This window comes from Enterococcus sp. AZ167 (assembly GCF_051714025.1).
GTDB classification, from domain to species: Bacteria; Bacillota; Bacilli; order Lactobacillales; family Enterococcaceae; genus Enterococcus_D; species Enterococcus_D casseliflavus.
In genome coordinates this window covers 1,487,704-1,505,308 of record NZ_JBIORB010000001.1, presented here as the reverse complement: position 1 = coordinate 1,505,308, position 17,605 = coordinate 1,487,704, and the positions used below count along the sequence as shown (strand labels likewise).

At 41.5% G+C, this 17,605-nt stretch carries 16 protein-coding genes and 1 pseudogene; 12 read left to right on the top strand and 5 right to left on the bottom strand.

Annotated elements, in window-relative coordinates; genetic code table 11:
- Positions 1-20: 20 nt before the first annotated feature.
- Positions 21-665, bottom strand: a complete 645-nt coding sequence (locus tag IGJ05_RS07025; RefSeq protein ID WP_005225290.1) for a CPBP family intramembrane glutamic endopeptidase — start codon at positions 663-665, stop codon at positions 21-23.
- A gap of 217 nt (positions 666-882) precedes the next feature.
- Between IGJ05_RS07025 and groES the strand changes: the two genes are divergently transcribed.
- Positions 883-1,167, top strand: coding sequence for a co-chaperone GroES (gene groES, locus IGJ05_RS07020; protein WP_005225291.1), 285 nt, complete (start codon positions 883-885; stop codon positions 1,165-1,167).
- A 32-nt stretch (positions 1,168-1,199) separates the two neighbouring features.
- Positions 1,200-2,828, top strand: a complete 1,629-nt coding sequence (gene groL, locus IGJ05_RS07015) for a chaperonin GroEL (protein ID WP_005237384.1) — start codon at positions 1,200-1,202, stop codon at positions 2,826-2,828.
- A 206-nt stretch (positions 2,829-3,034) separates the two neighbouring features.
- Here groL and IGJ05_RS07010 read toward each other — a convergent pair whose 3' ends face one another.
- Positions 3,035-3,241, bottom strand: coding sequence for a hypothetical protein (locus IGJ05_RS07010; RefSeq protein ID WP_231435116.1), 207 nt, complete (start codon positions 3,239-3,241; stop codon positions 3,035-3,037).
- Positions 3,242-3,631: 390 nt separating this feature from the next.
- On the opposite strand from IGJ05_RS07010, the gene IGJ05_RS07005 reads away from it, so the two are divergent.
- The 3 genes from IGJ05_RS07005 (at position 3,632) to IGJ05_RS06995 (ending at position 6,299) form a co-directional block, all read left to right on the top strand.
- Complete coding sequence (locus IGJ05_RS07005; RefSeq protein WP_034695380.1) at positions 3,632-4,378, top strand: YcjF family protein; 747 nt, start codon at positions 3,632-3,634, stop codon at positions 4,376-4,378.
- 95 nt (positions 4,379-4,473) lie between these two features.
- Positions 4,474-4,980, top strand: a complete 507-nt coding sequence (locus IGJ05_RS07000) for a hypothetical protein (RefSeq protein ID WP_231473121.1) — start codon at positions 4,474-4,476, stop codon at positions 4,978-4,980.
- Positions 4,980-6,299 (top strand): glycosyltransferase family 2 protein, encoded by a 1,320-nt coding sequence (locus IGJ05_RS06995; protein WP_231435115.1) that lies wholly within the window; start codon positions 4,980-4,982, stop codon positions 6,297-6,299. The genes IGJ05_RS07000 and IGJ05_RS06995 overlap by 1 nt, the downstream gene beginning before the upstream one ends.
- A 65-nt stretch (positions 6,300-6,364) precedes the next feature.
- Here IGJ05_RS06995 and IGJ05_RS06990 read toward each other — a convergent pair.
- A pseudogene (locus IGJ05_RS06990) lies at positions 6,365-7,063 on the bottom strand (GntR family transcriptional regulator).
- A 199-nt stretch (positions 7,064-7,262) separates the two neighbouring features.
- On the opposite strand from IGJ05_RS06990, the gene IGJ05_RS06985 reads away from it, so the two are divergent.
- From IGJ05_RS06985 to IGJ05_RS06970, 4 genes are all read left to right on the top strand, one after another.
- Positions 7,263-8,642 (top strand): glycoside hydrolase family 1 protein, encoded by a 1,380-nt coding sequence (locus tag IGJ05_RS06985; protein WP_074932468.1) that lies wholly within the window; start codon positions 7,263-7,265, stop codon positions 8,640-8,642.
- A gap of 11 nt (positions 8,643-8,653) precedes the next feature.
- Positions 8,654-9,967, top strand: a complete 1,314-nt coding sequence (locus IGJ05_RS06980) for a PTS sugar transporter subunit IIC (RefSeq protein WP_016620624.1) — start codon at positions 8,654-8,656, stop codon at positions 9,965-9,967.
- Between the two features lie 152 nt (positions 9,968-10,119).
- Positions 10,120-10,419 (top strand): MazG-like family protein, encoded by a 300-nt coding sequence (locus tag IGJ05_RS06975; protein ID WP_081117217.1) that lies wholly within the window; start codon positions 10,120-10,122, stop codon positions 10,417-10,419.
- A 72-nt stretch (positions 10,420-10,491) separates the two neighbouring features.
- On the top strand, positions 10,492-10,950 hold the full coding sequence (locus IGJ05_RS06970; protein WP_081117216.1) for a GNAT family N-acetyltransferase: 459 nt from the start codon (positions 10,492-10,494) through the stop codon (positions 10,948-10,950).
- Between the two features lie 256 nt (positions 10,951-11,206).
- On the opposite strand, the gene IGJ05_RS06965 is transcribed toward IGJ05_RS06970, so the two are convergent.
- Positions 11,207-12,046: an AraC family transcriptional regulator gene (locus IGJ05_RS06965; RefSeq protein WP_081117215.1), complete on the bottom strand. Its 840-nt coding sequence runs from the start codon at positions 12,044-12,046 to the stop codon at positions 11,207-11,209.
- A 114-nt stretch (positions 12,047-12,160) separates the two neighbouring features.
- Here IGJ05_RS06965 and IGJ05_RS06960 point away from each other — a divergent pair, with 114 nt between their 5' ends.
- Positions 12,161-13,039: a DMT family transporter gene (locus IGJ05_RS06960; RefSeq protein ID WP_081117214.1), complete on the top strand. Its 879-nt coding sequence runs from the start codon at positions 12,161-12,163 to the stop codon at positions 13,037-13,039.
- Positions 13,040-13,113: 74 nt separating this feature from the next.
- Here IGJ05_RS06960 and IGJ05_RS06955 read toward each other — a convergent pair whose 3' ends face one another.
- Positions 13,114-13,254, bottom strand: coding sequence for a hypothetical protein (locus IGJ05_RS06955; RefSeq protein ID WP_005237363.1), 141 nt, complete (start codon positions 13,252-13,254; stop codon positions 13,114-13,116).
- 611 nt (positions 13,255-13,865) lie between these two features.
- Between IGJ05_RS06955 and IGJ05_RS06950 the strand changes: the two genes are divergently transcribed.
- Together IGJ05_RS06950 and IGJ05_RS06945 are read left to right on the top strand one after the other, a co-directional pair.
- A complete protein-coding gene (locus tag IGJ05_RS06950; protein WP_271292445.1) occupies positions 13,866-15,512 on the top strand; it encodes an SH3 domain-containing protein in 1,647 nt (548 codons plus the stop codon).
- Between the two features lie 244 nt (positions 15,513-15,756).
- Positions 15,757-17,529: an oleate hydratase gene (locus tag IGJ05_RS06945; RefSeq protein WP_081117212.1), complete on the top strand. Its 1,773-nt coding sequence runs from the start codon at positions 15,757-15,759 to the stop codon at positions 17,527-17,529.
- The last annotated feature ends 76 nt before the right edge of the window (positions 17,530-17,605 follow it).

Below are 17,605 nucleotides of genomic sequence, written 5' to 3'. Positions count from 1 at the left end.
TTCTGCGTAGCGTTTTTTCTTTAGGGCATTTGGATATAGCCGTAATGAAGCAATAACTGAATAATAATAACTAAAGTGTTCATTCCCACATGGGTGATCATGGAAGTCCAAATACTGCCGGTCAAAGCATAAAGCCCAGAAAAGAACAGTCCTAAGAAAATATAGACTAAGAGATGATTGTCATTGTGGGCAAAGGCAAAGGCTACGGCGCTGACCACTACACCAACCCAAACATTGCTGTATTTCCCAATGATGCCAACTAAGGCTCTGCGGAAGACAAATTCCTCCATAATTGGCCCACCGACCATTGCTGCGAGAGCAAAGAGTGGGTTTTGCACCACGATGGCAATGATGTTTTCGGTATTTTGCGAAGCGCTGACTTCTCCGAAAAAGGATTCGATAAAGATGGCTAGATTTTGTAACAAAATCGCTGCGACAATGCCGGTTAGCCCGTAAATAAGAATCGCTGAGACTTTGGTTTTTTTGTGTTCAAACGATAGCGGTTCTGTTTGTTTGAAATACAAGAAAAACATGATCGCTGCACCAGCTAAGTAACCGATCGTTGTTGCTGCTACTTGATGTCCGCTAGGGACGAAGGCGATCGGTAGAAAAAAGACGATGCCGTAAGTAAGAATCGTGGACAAAGAATATTTTGATAAAGACATAGTTGTTTCCTCACACTCCTTTGCTTCATTATAGACTAGGTTGCTTCTAGAAACAAAAAATCCTACTATATTTATCAATCAATTAGAAATGCAAAAAAAATTTAGCAAAAGGCTTGCAAAAATTTGGGAAAATGAGTAATATTGAAACTGTAAGTTAGCACTCGATACAAGAGAGTGCTAATGCTAAATTCTATAACATTCATTGGAGGGATTTATCGTGTTAAGACCATTAGGTGATCGTGTGATTATCGAAGTCGCAAAAGAAGAAGAAAAAACTGTAGGCGGAATCGTGCTTGCATCAGCAGCAAAAGAAAAACCACAAACGGGTACCGTTATTGCAGTCGGCGAAGGACGCACGCTCGAAAACGGTGAAAAAGCTCCTGTTGCTGTCAACGTTGGCGAACAAGTAATGTTCGAAAAATACGCTGGCACAGAAGTGAAATATGAAGGAACAGAATATTTGATCGTTGCTGCAAAAGATATCATTGCAGTAGTAGAATAAGAAAAATAAAAAATACTTGAGGTGATGAAATCATGGCAAAAGAAATCAAATTTGCAGAAGACGCACGCGCAGCAATGCTTCGTGGGGTAGATAAATTAGCAGATACAGTAAAAGTAACCTTAGGCCCTAAAGGTCGTAACGTGGTTTTAGAAAAATCTTACGGTTCACCATTGATCACAAATGACGGTGTAACGATCGCTAAAGAAATCGAATTAGAAGATCATTTTGAAAACATGGGCGCAAAACTTGTTTCTGAAGTCGCTTCAAAAACAAACGATATCGCTGGTGACGGAACAACGACTGCTACGTTATTGACACAAGCAATCGTTCGTGAAGGATTGAAAAATGTCACCGCTGGTGCGAACCCATTAGGTATTCGTCGTGGGATCGAAATGGCAACAAAAGTGGCTGTAGAAGAGCTACACAACATTTCATCAATCGTTGATTCAAAAGAAGCAATCGCACAAGTTGGTGCTGTTTCTTCTGGTAGTGAAAAAGTTGGTCAATACATCGCTGATGCAATGGAAAAAGTCGGCAATGACGGTGTTATCACTATTGAAGAATCAAAAGGGATCGAAACAGAATTAGATGTTGTGGAAGGAATGCAATTTGATCGTGGTTACTTATCACAATACATGGTAACTGACAACGATAAAATGGAAGCAGCGTTAGAAAATCCATACATCTTGATCACTGACAAAAAAATCTCTAACATCCAAGATATCTTGCCATTGTTAGAACAAATCTTACAACAATCAAAACCATTATTGATCATCGCTGATGACGTTGATGGCGAAGCATTACCAACACTTGTATTGAACAAAATCCGTGGAACATTCAATGTTGTTGCAGTGAAAGCACCAGGATTTGGTGACCGTCGTAAAGCAATGCTAGAAGACATTGCGATCTTAACTGGTGGTACAGTGATCACTGAAGACTTAGGTCTTGAGCTGAAAGATGCAACCATCGATAACTTAGGTCAAGCAAGCAAAGTGGTTGTGGATAAAGACAACACAACAATCGTTGAAGGTGCTGGTGAAAAAGAAGCAATTGACGCACGCGTTCAATTGATCAAAAACCAAATCGCTGATACAACTTCTGACTTTGACCGTGAAAAACTACAAGAACGCTTAGCAAAACTTGCTGGTGGGGTTGCTGTGATCAAAGTTGGGGCACCAACTGAAACTGAATTGAAAGAATTGAAATTACGTATTGAAGATGCATTGAATGCAACACGTGCCGCTGTTGAAGAAGGCATGGTCTCAGGTGGGGGAACTGCCTTAGTGAATGTCATCAACAAAGTTGCAGAAATCGAAACAGATGGCGATGCAGCAACAGGTGTCAAAATCGTTTTACGTGCCTTAGAAGAACCAGTTCGTCAAATTGCTGAAAATGCAGGCTACGAAGGTTCAGTGATCATCGACAAATTGAAAAACGCTGACTTAGGCGTTGGTTTCAATGCAGCAACTGGCGAATGGGTAAACATGCTAGAAGCTGGGATCGTTGACCCAACAAAAGTGACGCGTTCTGCATTACAAAACGCAGCTTCTGTTGCCGCATTATTGTTAACAACTGAAGCAGTCGTTGCCGACAAACCAGAACCAGCAGCGCCAGCAGCTCCTGCAATGGACCCGTCAATGGGTATGGGCGGCATGATGTAAGCAAGCCTTGAGAACTCCTCTTTTGAGGGGTTCTTTTTTTGTGCGATCTAAAAATACTTCAACACAGAAAAAGACAAAAAACCTTTCTTCTTAGTATTCTAAGCACCAAAGAATTGGTTCATTGCTTGAATAAAAGGAGAAAGGATTGGTAGATATAAGCTATCTATTTGTCTTGTAAAGGCAGCGAGTTTTGTAAGGAACGTCAATCACAACCGTTCCCAAAATCCCTGCGCAAAACCAGTAATAAATTCGTAGAGAGCCGGCAGTATCACCGAAATACATAAGACGACAAAGACCATTTTCTGAACAGCAGTTAATTGTTGGAGGAAATGGTTTTTTGTGAACAATAAATACGCGATACAGATAACGGCAAGCAGCTGCAATAGATCAAATAAAATGGACAAGAAAATCACCTTTTCTGATTAGATTGAATGGACGATAGAATGATGGATTCTCTCAACATAGAGCAAAGCGTTGAATGATATGGTTCTGAGAAAGCGTGAAGATCAACGTTTATAAAGAAACGGTATTTCGACGCCAAAGAATGCGAAGATCCCGCTTAAAAGAAAGTAAGTCAATAAGCCTAGATAAAAAAGGACTTTCCAATTCAATTTCTTTTTCATTCGATCCACTCCTTTTGTGTATCATAGCATAAAAAAACGATAATATAAATAAATAATCCAAAGATGCAAATTTGCATTTTTTAGCAAGTGTAAGCTCTCTCAAGCTACATTTTCGCTATCTTGAAAAACCTGAGCTAAAATAGAATTAGGAACAAAATCATGGCTCACTTTGATTTTTAAATGAACAACGAGTCGAAAGAAGGAGACATTTCTTTGAAAAAACCATGGATAAAACGCAAAAAGAAACAAAACGAAAATGAATTATTAACGGAACAGTCCGTTCAAGTCGAGCAAAGTCAAATGGGAGAAGAGTTGCAAGAAGAAGCGGAGTTTACTTCTTTTTTTGCGGATGTCATGAAGCGAATGCCGAAAAAATCGGCTGCCCTGGTGATGAAAGGCTATGACGGATCAAAAGCCCAGGCGGAAAAAGTGTTAGCGAAAAGCAAGGATCAATTTGATCAGGTATTTGAGGAGTTTTTGGTTGGCGTAGATGATGAAACGCGAAAAAAAGCCCACCGCACGATCCATGCGGCTTCTTTGACGGCGGCGATCATCGGCTGTTCACCGATTCCCTTTTCAGATGCAGTGTTACTTGTGCCAGTTCAAATGACGATGATGGCCCGTTTGTATCGTATTTTTGGGCGAACATGGCGTGAAGGGTTAGCGAAAAGCATTTCGAAAGAGCTAGTCGTTGTGAGTTTTGGTCGTAGTGCCGTTGGCAATATCTTGAAATTTGTCCCAGCAGTCGGCACCGTTGCTGGAGCTGCAATCAATGCCAGTGTGGCTAGTGGTATTACCGAAGCATTAGGCTGGGTGACGGTCAAGATGCTGAATGATGGGGAAGATGTGTTTGAGCAAGTGATGTCCTTTAAAGGCCAATTTCACACGCTGTTCAATGCGTTGAAAGTTGGCAAGAAATCTAAGTGAGACAAACAGAAGAAGAACAAAGCAGGTCCAGACGACTTGCTTTTGTTGCTTCTTTTTCTTCACAGCAAATAAAAAAAATTTAAGGAGTGAGTAAAATGAAACAACGAGTGACACGGGAAGAAGTCAAAGAACGGTTGGTCACCGATGCGTATTTTCAAAAAGGTCGTTCCGCTTTAAAGACCCGCCAAACGATTTTGACGATTCTTGCTTGGCTGATGGTCTTGGTTCCCTTTGTCTGGCTGGCCATTCCGTTGACGCTGCCGAATCTGGCGGATCGGATCGCCTTTCGGACCTATTTAGAAGAAGCAGTCACTTTCGAATTTCTAGCGTTATTTTTAGGCATTTCTTTTTTGATTTTAGTTCTTACGTTTACTTTATTAACTTTGAGGAACAACCGCCGCTTCAAACGATTGCTTCAAAAGCAATCGATGCATGATGAAGCTGACTTGGAAAAACGCAAAGAGTTGCTAGAAGCATTTTACGAAGAACGCTTCGGGACGAAAGAAGAACGCCACGGGGCAAAATACTACGCAGTTGCACCGGAGCAAAACATCGGAGAAACGGAGATTCAAGAACTTTTCCGTAGAAATGGGGTGGGCTGATGGTTGTCAATTTTGATACTGGGTTCCCATGGTTGGATACATTTTTAACAGTCGTTTTGATGATTCTCTTCACGTATCCAATTTTAGGTGGCTTTGCTTGGTTCATCGGGGTGATCTGCAATCGTTTTTTGTTCCGTTATCGACAATTAGAGTGGATACCGATCCCCGAAGAGATCGAGCCGATGATCACGATTATGGTACCAGCTCACAATGAAGAAATCGTTATTGAAGACACGATTCATTATTTAATGAACAATCTGAACTACAGCAATTATGAGGTGTTGGTGACTGATGATGGCTCAACGGATCAAACTCCTGTGATACTAGACCGATTGATGGAACAGTACCCAAATCTAAGAGTGTTGCGCATCGAAAAAAACCAAGGAAAAGCCCATGCCTTTAATATTGGGGTAGGGTTTGCCAAAGGGGAATTGATCTTGAGCAACGATGCAGATACGGTTCCTGAACCTGATGCGTTATGGAAATATGTCAATTATTTCATTCGCCAAGACTCCATCAATATCTCTGCCATTACGGCGAATATGGATGTTCAAAATCGCACAACGATCGTAGGGAAATCACAAACCGTTGAATTTTCAAGTATCGTAGGGATTATCAAACGGACCCAGCAAGCCGTTTTCGGCGTCATCTATGCCTATAGCGGTGCCAATACGATGTATCGCCGCGCGGCATTGATGGACGTGGGTCTGTTTCGACAAAATCGAGCCACAGAAGACATCAGTATTGCCTGGGACCACCAATTCCGAGGTTGGCTGTCTTTATTTGCTTCACGAGTGATGTTTTTCATGGAGGTGCCAGAAACACTCAAGATGCTCTACCGACAACGGAAACGCTGGGCGAAGGGCGGTACAGAAGTATGGCTGACCAACTTTAAAAAGGTCTTTTTGCATCCTTTTGAAAACATTGGTCGAACCGCTATGTTTGTCGATCAAACATTAAGTATCATATGGTCATTCTTTTTCTGGCTTTCATCTGCCTTGTTTGTCTTCTATCTGATCTATTATGGTGCAACTGGGAATTACGAACGGATCTATCATATGTTTACGATGGCCTTTCTCTTCGTTTGTCTCGAGATGATTGCGGGGGTGATGCAGCTATTTACCAGCCTCCTGGCGGATGATAACCGCAGCAAGCTGAAGTATTTCCGTTTTGCCCCTTTTTACATGCTGTTTTACTGGATGATCAATGCCATAACGATCGTCACTACCTTTATTCCAGCCGTCAAAACCATCCTTGGATACGGCAGCGGCGTTTGGGTCAGTCCAGAGCGAACGGCGAAAAAAACCGAAGAATCTTAACGAATACACCTTCCCTGGATAATAAAAAACAAGTCTGAGTTTTCTTCAGACTTGTTTTTTTGCCATTAAGGTTCAGAAAGATAGTAAATCTCACGATTTTGGTATGGATAACGAGTTTGCGAAAATTCGAAGGGTCGTCCGTCGGAGAGACGAGCAACTTGTTCTAATTCTAAGATCGGATCATTCGGATCGACTTCTAAATGTTTGATATCATAGGAATCTGCTTTGTCGGCACGGATTTTACGTATGGCGGGACCTATTTTGAGATGTAAGGAATCAGTGATATATCGATAGATCGAGTGTTCAAGGATCGCCATATCAATATCGGGAATGGTTTTGATGGGCATGATCGTGTACTCCAATTCAAAGGGTTCGTTATCAACATAGCGCAGTCGTACGATATCATAAACAGGTTCGTTTTCTCGCAAGGACAAGTAATCCATTTCGTTGGCTTCTGGAAAACGTACATTGAAACTAATGATTTTACTTTGCACTTTATGCCGCCCGCCATATCGGTTGACTAGACCGATATACTAATTGATCTGTCCTTGGTAGGTCGCTGAATTGACATAGGTGCCATGACCTCTTTTGGTGGAAATCAGGCCTTCTTGCTTCAGTTGATTTAGCGCTTTTTGGATTGTCATTCGCGAGGTTTGAAATCGTTTGGCTAACGCCGTTTGTTCCGGTAGTTTTGATAAAGCTGGAAAAACTCCTTCATAAATATCCGTCCGCAACTGATCAACGATCTCTTTGTATTTTGTCATAGTCATCACTCCTTATGTAAAGAAATTCATGGACTTGAGTTTTGTTTGAAGGGGATAAAAACAAGGTCTATCACTAAAGAATCCGCTGAAATTCACATGTATAGAAAAAGCTTTACATATGTTTTTGAAAAATTTACATGCCTGTTTCACCTAATTATAATAGGTTTTGTAAGCGAATACAAATGATGGAGGAATCAATATGAAAAAATTTTACTGGGGAAACAGTGTCAGCAGTATGCAGACAGAAGGTGGTTGGAATGAAGGCGGTAAAAGCTTATCCGTTTATGATATACGGGAAGCTTCGGAACAGGCTAGCGATTGGCATGTAGCAAATGATAACTATCATGCGTATACAGAAGATTTTGATTATATGCAAGATTTGGGGATGAACATGTATCGTTTCCAAATTTCTTGGTCAAGGGTCGTTCACGATGGAGATGGTGCCTTTAATGAAGAAGGGATCGCCTATTACGATCGTTTTATTGATGATCTGTTAGCTAGAGGGATCGAGCCTATGATTTGTTTGTACCATTTTGATATGCCTCTGCATCTGGCGAAAACCTATAACGGGTTCATCAGCAAAGAAGTGAAGGACGCATTCATTCGTTTTGGAAAAGAAATGGTGGATCGTTTTGCGGATAAAGTCCATTATTGGTTAACCTTTAACGAACAAAATCTTTTCCACCAAGACCATGGTTTTAAGATCAGCGGTTATTTAGAAGGGGAAGAAACGACAGAAGAATTGTATCAGATTTTCCACAATGTCATGGTTTGCCATGCAGAAATCTGTAATTATCTTCATGAAACAACAAATGCGAAGATCGGCGGCATGCTGGCGTATTCTGAGGCGTATCCAGCGACTTGTCGTCCACAAGACATCAAAGCAGCAAGAGAGTTTGATGAATTTGCGAACTTTACTTTATTAGATTGCTATGCGCACGGCAAGTATTCGGCAGCACAAGACCGATACGTGAAAAATCATCAACTCAATATGAATATTTTACCTGGGGAATTAGAAGCGATCGCAGCGCAGAAAAATGATTACATTGCCTTTAGCTATTATGCTTCTTCTACCTTGAATGCTGAAAAAATTCCTGAAGGAACGCCGCCGAATCGGTACATGACTTTTGGAAAACAAGACAATCCGTATATTAAAACGACGGAATGGAATTGGCAAATTGATCCGCTCGGCTTCCGTGATGTCTTAAATAAAGTCTATCAGCGGTACCGGTTGCCAGTGTTTCCGATTGAAAACGGGATTGGTGTCAGAGAGCATTGGGATGGCAAAGAACCGATTCAAGATGATTACCGTATTGCCTATCATCAAGAGCATATTCGAGCGATGTTTGAAGCGATGGTGGAAGATGGAGTGGTCTGTCTTGGGTATCTTGGTTGGGGGCTGATCGACATTTTGAGCTCGCAAGGTGATATGGAGAAACGATACGGACTCGTGTATGTCAATCGTGGCAACCATGAGTTGCGAGATATGAAACGTGTACCGAAAAAATCGTATGAATGGTTCAAAGAAGTGATCAAAACCAATGGTAGTACGATCTATACAAACCCATATACAGAATAGGAGGAACAAAAATGGCAGCAGAAAAGCGCACGTTTTTAGATAAATTTACAGAGTTTTCGGTCCGTCTCGGCAATCAGGTTCATCTCAAAAGTCTTCGTGATGCGTTTGCGACCTTAATGCCTGCCTTTATTATCGCAGGGATCGCTGTGTTGTTTAATAATGTCTTCTTTCCATGGTTTTTAGAAGGGGCTGCCTTGGCGCGAATGCAAGTGTTTGGCAATTCCATCACCAATGGAACATTGAATATCGCCGGTCTGCTGATCGCCCCGATGATCGCTTATTTTCTTTGCCGCAATAAAAACAATCCGAGCGCCATCAATGCAACCTTTGTGGCAACGACTTGCTTAGTGGTCATGTTGGCGATGGCTCATGCCGTGATGCCAGAAGGCGCTCAAGCAGAAGTGACCATCAGTGGTGTGATGCTATTTGACGATGTCGGGACCAAAGGGATGTTTTCTGGAATCATTTGTGGGTTAGTTGCCACGGAATTATTTATTCGACTGTCAGAAAACAAGCACCTAAAAATCAATTTAGGGGATCAAGTTCCTCCTGCCGTCAGCAAATCCTTCAGCACGTTGATCCCTGCTATTTTGGTGATTTCCTTCTTTGCCGTAGTTGCGACCGTGCTAGCAGCCTTTGATACCGACCTGATTCAAATCATTTCAACAGTGATCCAAGAACCACTGCGTTTATTGAACACATCGATTTTTGGGTTCTTGATCATCTATTCAACGGGCAATTTTCTGTTTACTTTAGGCATTCACCAAACCGTCATCAATGGCACCTTGTTAGATCCATTGCTGTTAGTCAATATGAATGAAAACATGCAAGCCGTGCAAGAAGGCGCTACGCCACCCAATATCTTAAATTCAGCATTCGTGACGGTTTTCGCACAACTAGGCGGGACTGGATTTACGATCAGCTTGATCATTGCAGTGCTCTTATTCGTCCGCAATTACCAACCTTTTCGGGATGTCGTCAATCTATCCCTAGCTCCGGGTATTTTTAATATCAACGAGCCAATCATCTTTGGTTTACCGATCGTCTTCAATTTACCCATGATCATTCCCTTCGTTGCAAGTCCAATTGTTGCGACGTTGATTGGCTACTTTGCTACCGCAGTAGGATTCATTGAGCCGCTTTCTGTGATGGTTCCTTGGACGACACCACCAATTCTTAGTGCATTGTTGGCATCAAAAGGGGATTTTAAAGTTGTTTTGGTTCAAGTGATCATCATCGTCGTCTGTGTAGCAATCTATTTTCCATTTCTAAAAATCGCTCAACGGGTTGCAATCAAATCTGCTGAATTGGAGCGGGCAGAATAAACAAAACAGGATGAATTCTATACTAGAGTGACCTACAAAAGTTAGAACAAAATTCTAACGTTTTGGGGGTCACTATTTTTTGAGGTGATTTTTTTACTAAGCTTCTATTTTGAACTTTAATTAAATGGTATACTATCCCAAAAGGAGCGACTATGAAAATTTCAGAAATGCAAAAAGCGATTTATCAAAACAAAATCGATCACCAATTCAATGTCACAAATATTGAAAAAGAGTTTTTGGCTTTATATGGTGAAGTAGGGGAAGCCTTTGACGCGTATCGGAAGCAACAAGAGGTAGGAGAAGAATTGGCGGATGTGGCGATTTATCTTCTTGGGTTAGCGGAAATCCTTTCCATCGATCTTGAAGCAGAGATTCATAAAAAAATGGCCGTCAACCAAAAGCGTCGTTATACGAGTTATGGCAATGGCTATGCCAAACGAATCGATAATTGATACACGCACAAAAACTAGTGGATTCCTCGAGTATAGGCCCTTACCGAAATAGAAATGGAAGCAGGAGATAGGATGGAAAAGAATGTAAGCATGCGTGAATTAACCACGGCGGATTTAGCAGAAGTCGTGGACCACTATATTTCCGTATTTTCAGCAGAACCATGGAATGACCAATTGACAGTGCCGCAAATCACCGACTATGTATCATCAATGATGGCAATGAATACTTTTATTGGTTATCGACTAACAGACCGAGCATCGAATGAATTGATTGGTCTTTCATTAGGCTTTATCAAGCCCTGGTATCAAGGAAAAGAGTATGTGATCGATACTTTTTTAATTACTGGCACGCACCAAGGAAAAGGCTTGGGTTCCACTTTTTTAGAAAGGATCAAAGAGGATCTGCTCAAGAAAGAGATTCCAACGATCCTGTTAGATACCGAAGAAAGTATGCCAGCAGCGGATTTTTACAAAAAGAATGGATTTAAACCGCTACCAGATAATGTGAGCTATTATTTATCTCTAGATTAATAATAGCTTGTCAATAAATAAAAAAGTCTGCGAAAAAAATCGCAGGCTTTTTAGTTATGCACAGTTTCAACAGGTTTATACACAATATATTGTAGGAACGTGTTTTCGCCTACTAAATATTGGGTGTGTGGTTTTTAGAAAAGGATTTCAAGGAGATTCTTATGGACCAATGAGTGTAAAAGTGAAAAAAGTACTGAAACGCTTATAGAATATAGCAAAATTTATCTAGATGAGAGACTCTGTTGGTACCGATCAGCTAATTTCTATCATCTTCGCGATAGGTCTTGCGATACTGTAGCGGCGTTAAACCAAATTTACGCTGAAATCTTTTGCTGAAGTAGCTCAAGTGATTGAAGCCAACGTGGTAGCAGATGGTTGAGACAGGCTCATCCGTTTCGATCAATAGGTTTTTGGCTTGAGACAATCGATAATCAATCAGATAGTTGATTGGGGTCAATGTCGTGTATTGCCGAAAAAGGGCGGTACAAGTACGTGTATTGATGGCAGCAGCTTTAGCGATCGCAGGAACCGTTAATGGTTCTTGATAATGCTCATGGACAAATGCCAGCATTAAGTAGATAGTTTCTTTCTTGGGTGAAGCAGGCCTTGCAGCCATTAGCTGTGAAAGGGCAGCTAAAAACAATTCATAGAGAGTAAATCGTTGTTCAATAAGCAGAGGCAGACGCACGGTTTGAACAAATGCTTGATGTTGGGCGGTTAAGGTTAAGCGCCGATAGCTGCGGGTGCGATCGTGGACTAATTGTTCGATCGCTTCTTTAAAAACAGGGTCAGCAATAAAGCCTGAAGAAAAATCAAAGCAGCAATATCGGACGTTTTCTGAAGCTAAAACAGCACCATGGAGTACACGGCTATTAATAATGATCGCCTCATTCTTATTTAGCAAAATTTGCTCGTCGTCAATCGTATACATGAAGCTACCTTCTTCGACCCATACGATTTGTAGCTCGTCATGCCAATGTAGAGGCAATTGGTCGCCACGCTTTTGTTGCAAGCAACGTTGATAAATTGCAAAGGAGCGATTTGTAGTTGTATGTTTGGTCGTTTCTTCGTTTTCTTCTGTGCGTTCAAAGTACATACCGCACCACCTTTTTACTTAATAGTGTTAAAAACAATCAGGATATTGACAAAAATTCACTATCTGATTCGGTATAATACTAACAAAGTTAAGCGAAAGACAAAAGGAGTTTTTATGAAAAAAACAGTTGGGATTGTTTATGCTTGTTCAGCAGCAGCTTTGTGGGCAGTTTCTGGCATCGCTGGACAAATTTTATTTACAAAATATGGTATTTCAGCAAATTGGCTCGTTTCAACACGATTGGTTCTTTCAGGGTGTTTGTTGCTAAGTATTGGGTTAAAGGATCGCGCCCGATTGATTTCCCCATTTCGGGAGAAAAAGGACTTCATTCAGCTGCTCTTGTTTTCTTTCTTAGGCATGTTTCTCGTTCAATTTACCTACTTTAAAACGATTGAGCAAAGCAATGCTTCGTTTGCAACGATTATTCAATATACTGGACCTTTCTTTGTTTTACTCTATGCTGCGATAGCCAAAAGGCAGTTCCCCTCTTTAAAGACATGTTTCTGGTTATTGGTAACCTTACTTGGCGTGACGGCTGTGGCATCAAAAGGACAGATTGAGCAATTAGCGACTTCCCAATCTGCGCTAGGCTGGGGGTTAGCATCAGCGATATCACTAGCTTTTTATTCTATACAGCCGCGTAAACTCTTGCAAAAATATGGGAGTTTACCAGTTGTCGGTTGGGGGATGTTGATTGGTGGAGGCTTGGGGAATGTGGTTCATCCAATGTGGCAGATAGGTAGTCAACTGAACGTTCAAGTGATTCTTTATTTGCTGGTGGTCATTTTATTTGGAACAGCACTAGCGTATTTGATTTTTTTAACAAGTTTACGCTATTTATCCTCAACACTTGCAACAGTTTTAACAGCAGTTGAGCCACTGCTGGCTGCTTTCTTATCGATCATTGTTTTTCATGATCACTTCACAGTGGTGGAGCTAGTAGGATTTATGGCAGTTATAGGGAGCATCATGTGTTTACAAAAAAAATTGTGAAAAAGACGAGATTCGCCAAAATCGGTGAAGTCTCGTCTTTTTTATAAATCAACAGAAAAAGAAAACGCAGGAGTCTACGCTTTCTTTTTCTGTTCTTCTTTTTTCTTGTCTGTGGTCGGTACGGAATCTAGGGCTTTTTTGAAAATCTCTTCTTTTTTCGTTTTATAGTTATGTTGTCGTTCAGCATACACTTTTTCTTTCGTCTTTGTTTTCATACTCGGTCACCTCTTCCTTTTTTTAAGTATAGCATGATTTCACAAATTTATGCAAATCCTTGGTTTTCTCCTTGGTGTTATAATCTTTCTCGTAAAACACATTGTGAAAATATTTCTTTTGGCAGAGATGAGGGACTTCTCTATTAAAAAATTCGCATGCGGTTGGAAGCGATGTAACAGGATTTCATCTAAGCGTCGATCACAAAGGTGAAAGCAGCGTTCTTTTTGAAACAATTTTTTCACAGAATCCCTCGTGTAAAAAAGGAATGATAAATGGGTGGTTTTAGTATCGATTTTTGAAAAAGGGGATCAGGAAAGAAATGTTATTCAAATAACAGTCTTGTTTTTCAAAAAGTGGGTTTGTTTGCAAAAAAAATCCTGTTTTTATTCGCGAATTAAAATAACGTTGAATGAAATAGCATTTTTCTGTCGTTTATAGAAATCTTTGTAAATAGAGTGCCATTGAGCAACACCAAAGAGAAAGTGATCAAAAAGAATAACGCAGGAAAATAAATGACACGTTTTATTAAACGTAAATTAAAAAAATACAAAACGAAAACAATATCAAAAAATATTAATTTTTGTTAAAATGGGGTACAGGGGGTGTTTTATTGGAATCTCGGAAAATCAAACGTAAGCGTTTAGTGAAACAAAAACGGTCCCTTTTCGTACAAAAAGGATTGGGTATCACAGCAGCGTTAGCATCGACTTCAGGTGTCTTTACGTCTCTTGCTCATGCGACCGAAACGACAAACGCTTCGTCATCAACCAACACAACTGCTACTCTTGCCAGATCGTCAGCTGAAACGGCGATCAATCGACAATTTAAAACAACAGCTTCACTGAATGTTCGTTCAAATGCTTTAACAAGTGCCTCTATCGTAAGTGGTGTAGGAGCAAATACAACAATCACTGCGGTGGCTCAAAAGAAGGGTACCTCAGTGAATGGCAATACAACATGGTATAAGCTATCAACAGGCGGCTGGATCTCAGGGGCTTATGTGAAAAGCACTTCAGGCTCTTCTTCTGCCAATACAGGCTCGTCCAATTCGTCGTCGTCTTCTTCATCGGAAAAAGCAATTTCGAAATCAGTGAAAACGACCACTGCATTGAACGTCCGTTCAAATGCAACGACTAGTTCTAGTGTCGTACGTGGACTAAGCAGCAATGCGACGGTGAAAGTTGTTGCACAAAAGAGTGGAACGTCGGTGAATGGCACGACCACTTGGTACAAATTGTCCACAGGCGGTTGGATCACGGCAGCCTATGTCAAAGATGTTTCCAGCAGTTCGACAGGAAATAGTTCTTCTGGCGGCAACACAAGTGTTTCTGCAGAAACGGCTATCAGCAAGAACGTGAAAACAACAGCGGCATTGAATGTCCGTTCGAGTGCCTCAACAAGTGGTAGTGTCGTTGGCAGCCTAAGCAACAGCACGACGGTGAAGGTCGTTGCCCAGAAAAATGGCACATCCGTTGGCGGCACCAATGTTTGGTACAAAGTATCGACTGGTGGCTGGATCACAGCGGCATATGTGCGTGACGTCACGTCTAGTTCTGGAAATACAAGTAATAACAATAATTCAAACACAGGTTCAAGCAACACTGGTTCATCAAACGGCTCAAACAATGCGAGTGAGCAAGCCATCAATAAAACGTTCCAAACAACCACTGGTATGAATGTCCGCTCAAATGCATCGACTTCTGCAAGTGTAGTCAGCAGTTTGGGCACCAATGCTACCTTCAAAGCAGTCGCTCAAAAACAAGGTACGTCAGTCAATGGCAATGCCACTTGGTATAAGTTATCAACGGGTGGCTGGGTATCTGCAGCGTATGTGAAGGAAGTCAGTGCAACGACTTCTGGCAACAATAACAACGCAGGCAATACCAATGTTCCTATGAGCGTGAACGGAGCAGCGATCGTTGCAGAAGCTAGAAAACATATTGGCACTCCTTATCAATGGGGAGGCAAAGGACCAGATGTCTTCGACTGTTCCGGGTTTACACGTTATGTCTTCTTAAAAGTGACGGGCAAAAACATCGGTGATTGGACAGTCCCACAAGAAAGCGCAGGGACGATCATTCCTGTCTCGCAAGCACAAGCTGGCGACTTGCTGTTCTGGGGTCAAAAAGGGAATACCTACCACGTAGCGATCGCTACCAGTAATACAAGCTATATCCATGCGCCAAGCACGGGTTATACAGTCACCGAAGCACAATCAGGCTTTTCGACTGCTAGCTTCGCTCTACGAGTGAAATAAATGTTTCATTGAATAGGCAAAGGGTTTGTCCTTTGTTAGAAACGCCCCTAAGAAAGCTGCCATCAGTTTTCTTAGGGGCGCTTTTTGGGTTGGGCGCAGATCTTTTTAAAAGGTGGGGCTTTGCCCTGTTTTTTTGACAAAAAGGCCGATTTGTCAAAATCACTTGTTTTTACTAGTACAAATTTTTGTCAAAAAAAATAGTTACTGATACCATAAAAACGTACCAATATTAGGAGGGATCTACATGAGATATACGAACGGAAATTACGAAGCTTTTGCAAGAAGCAGAAAACCGAAAGATGTCGAAAAGAAAGAAGCCTATATTGTTGGTGGGGGATTAGCAGGACTTGCTGCGGCAGTCTTCTTGATCCGTGACGGCCATATGGCGGGTGAGAAAATCCACGTCCTTGAAGAACTTTCTTTATCAGGCGGTTCATTAGACGGAAAATTCATTCCCCATGATGGATTTGTGACCCGCGGCGGTCGAGAAATGGAAAATCATTTTGAGTGTCTGTGGGATCTATTTCGCTCGATTCCATCTTTGGAGGTGGAAGATGCTTCGGTGCTAGATGAGTTTTACTGGTTGGACCACGATGATCCAAATTCGTCTAACTGTCGGATCATCCACAATCGCGGCCAACGAGCAGCAGATGATGGAGAATTTACCTTGTCTGCTACAGCACAAAAAGAATTAACCCAATTATTTATGACTTCAGAAGATCAATTGATCGGGAAAAAAATCGAAGATGTTTTTGGCGAAGAATTCTTTGAATCTAATTTTTGGCTATACTGGTGTACGATGTTCGCCTTTGAAAAATGGCATTCGGCGATTGAAATGCGCCGCTATGTGTTGCGTTTTGTGCACCATATCGATGGCTTGCCTGATTTTACTGCGTTAAAATTTACCCGTTACAACCAATATGAGTCATTGGTCAAACCACTACTTGCTTATTTGGAAGAACAAGGAGTTGACTTCCAATATGAATGCACCGTCAGCAATATCGATGTTCGGATCGTGGGCGAGGAAAAAGTTGCTAAAAAACTTGTGCTAGAAAAAGCGGGGGCAATCGAAGAAATTCCTTTATCAGAAGATGACTTGGTCTTTGTTACCAACGGATCGATCACTGAAAGTTCCACGCAAGGGGACCATTATACTCCAGCGCCTATCTCAAAAGCACCTGGTGGCAGCTGGCGTTTATGGAAAAACTTGGCGGCGCAATCGCCTGAGTTTGGTCATCCAGAAGTCTTTTATGAAAACTTACCTGAAGAAAGCTGGTTTGTTTCGGCAACCGTGACTTGGCAGAATTTTGATGTGGAACCTTATTTAGAAAAATTGACCCATCGCAAGTTACGAACAGGCAGAATCGTCACTGGCGGAATCATCACCATCAAAGATTCCAATTGGATGATGAGCTTTGCGACCCATCGCCAACCGCACTTTAAAGAACAAAAAGACCAACAAACGATCACATGGGTGTATGGCTTGTTGTCAAATACACCAGGGAACTACATCAAAAAACCAATTGAACAATGTTCTGGACAAGAAATCGTGCAAGAACTGCTTTACCATTTAGGCGTGCCAGAAGCAGAAATCCAACGCATTTCAAAAGAATCAAGTGTGGCAGTCCCTGTCTACATGCCGTTTATCACTTCTTACTTCATGCTGCGTGAACCAGGGGATCGGCCATTGGTTATTCCAAATGGCTCCAAAAACTTAGCTTTTATCGGTAATTTCGCAGAGACTGAACGAGACACTGTTTTTACAACAGAATATTCCGTTCGGACTGCAATGGAGGCTGTTTATCAGCTATTAGCTGTGGAACGTGGGGTACCAGAAGTGTTTGCTTCCGCTTATGATCTACGTACTTTGGCCAAAGCTGTCTATTATCTGACCGATAAGAAAAAAATTACGGAAATGGAGCTGCCGTTTATCGAACGGAAACTCTTGGAAGGCTTCGTTAAGAAAACCGAACATACCTACATTGGCGATCTGTTGAAAGAAAACCATTTGATTTAAATAAAACGCAACGACAACGAGGCGAAAGAAGCTGCTCGTTGTCGTTGCGTTTTTTATTTGCTTTTTAGCGCAGTTT

Bases quoted from the DNA above. Each gene is read 5' to 3' on its own strand.
- IGJ05_RS07025 (WP_005225290.1), bottom strand. From the start codon at position 665: ATGTCTTTATCAAAATATTCTTTGTCCACGATTCTTACTTACGGCATC.
- groL (WP_005237384.1), top strand. From the start codon at position 1,200: ATGGCAAAAGAAATCAAATTTGCAGAAGACGCACGCGCAGCAATGCTT.
- IGJ05_RS07005 (WP_034695380.1), top strand. From the start codon at position 3,632: ATGAACAACGAGTCGAAAGAAGGAGACATTTCTTTGAAAAAACCATGG.
- IGJ05_RS07000 (WP_231473121.1), top strand. From the start codon at position 4,474: ATGAAACAACGAGTGACACGGGAAGAAGTCAAAGAACGGTTGGTCACC.
- IGJ05_RS06995 (WP_231435115.1), top strand. From the start codon at position 4,980: ATGGTTGTCAATTTTGATACTGGGTTCCCATGGTTGGATACATTTTTA.
- IGJ05_RS06985 (WP_074932468.1), top strand. From the start codon at position 7,263: ATGAAAAAATTTTACTGGGGAAACAGTGTCAGCAGTATGCAGACAGAA.
- IGJ05_RS06980 (WP_016620624.1), top strand. From the start codon at position 8,654: ATGGCAGCAGAAAAGCGCACGTTTTTAGATAAATTTACAGAGTTTTCG.
- IGJ05_RS06975 (WP_081117217.1), top strand. From the start codon at position 10,120: ATGAAAATTTCAGAAATGCAAAAAGCGATTTATCAAAACAAAATCGAT.
- IGJ05_RS06970 (WP_081117216.1), top strand. From the start codon at position 10,492: ATGGAAAAGAATGTAAGCATGCGTGAATTAACCACGGCGGATTTAGCA.
- IGJ05_RS06965 (WP_081117215.1), bottom strand. From the start codon at position 12,046: ATGTACTTTGAACGCACAGAAGAAAACGAAGAAACGACCAAACATACA.
- IGJ05_RS06960 (WP_081117214.1), top strand. From the start codon at position 12,161: ATGAAAAAAACAGTTGGGATTGTTTATGCTTGTTCAGCAGCAGCTTTG.
- IGJ05_RS06955 (WP_005237363.1), bottom strand. From the start codon at position 13,254: ATGAAAACAAAGACGAAAGAAAAAGTGTATGCTGAACGACAACATAAC.
- IGJ05_RS06945 (WP_081117212.1), top strand. From the start codon at position 15,757: ATGAGATATACGAACGGAAATTACGAAGCTTTTGCAAGAAGCAGAAAA.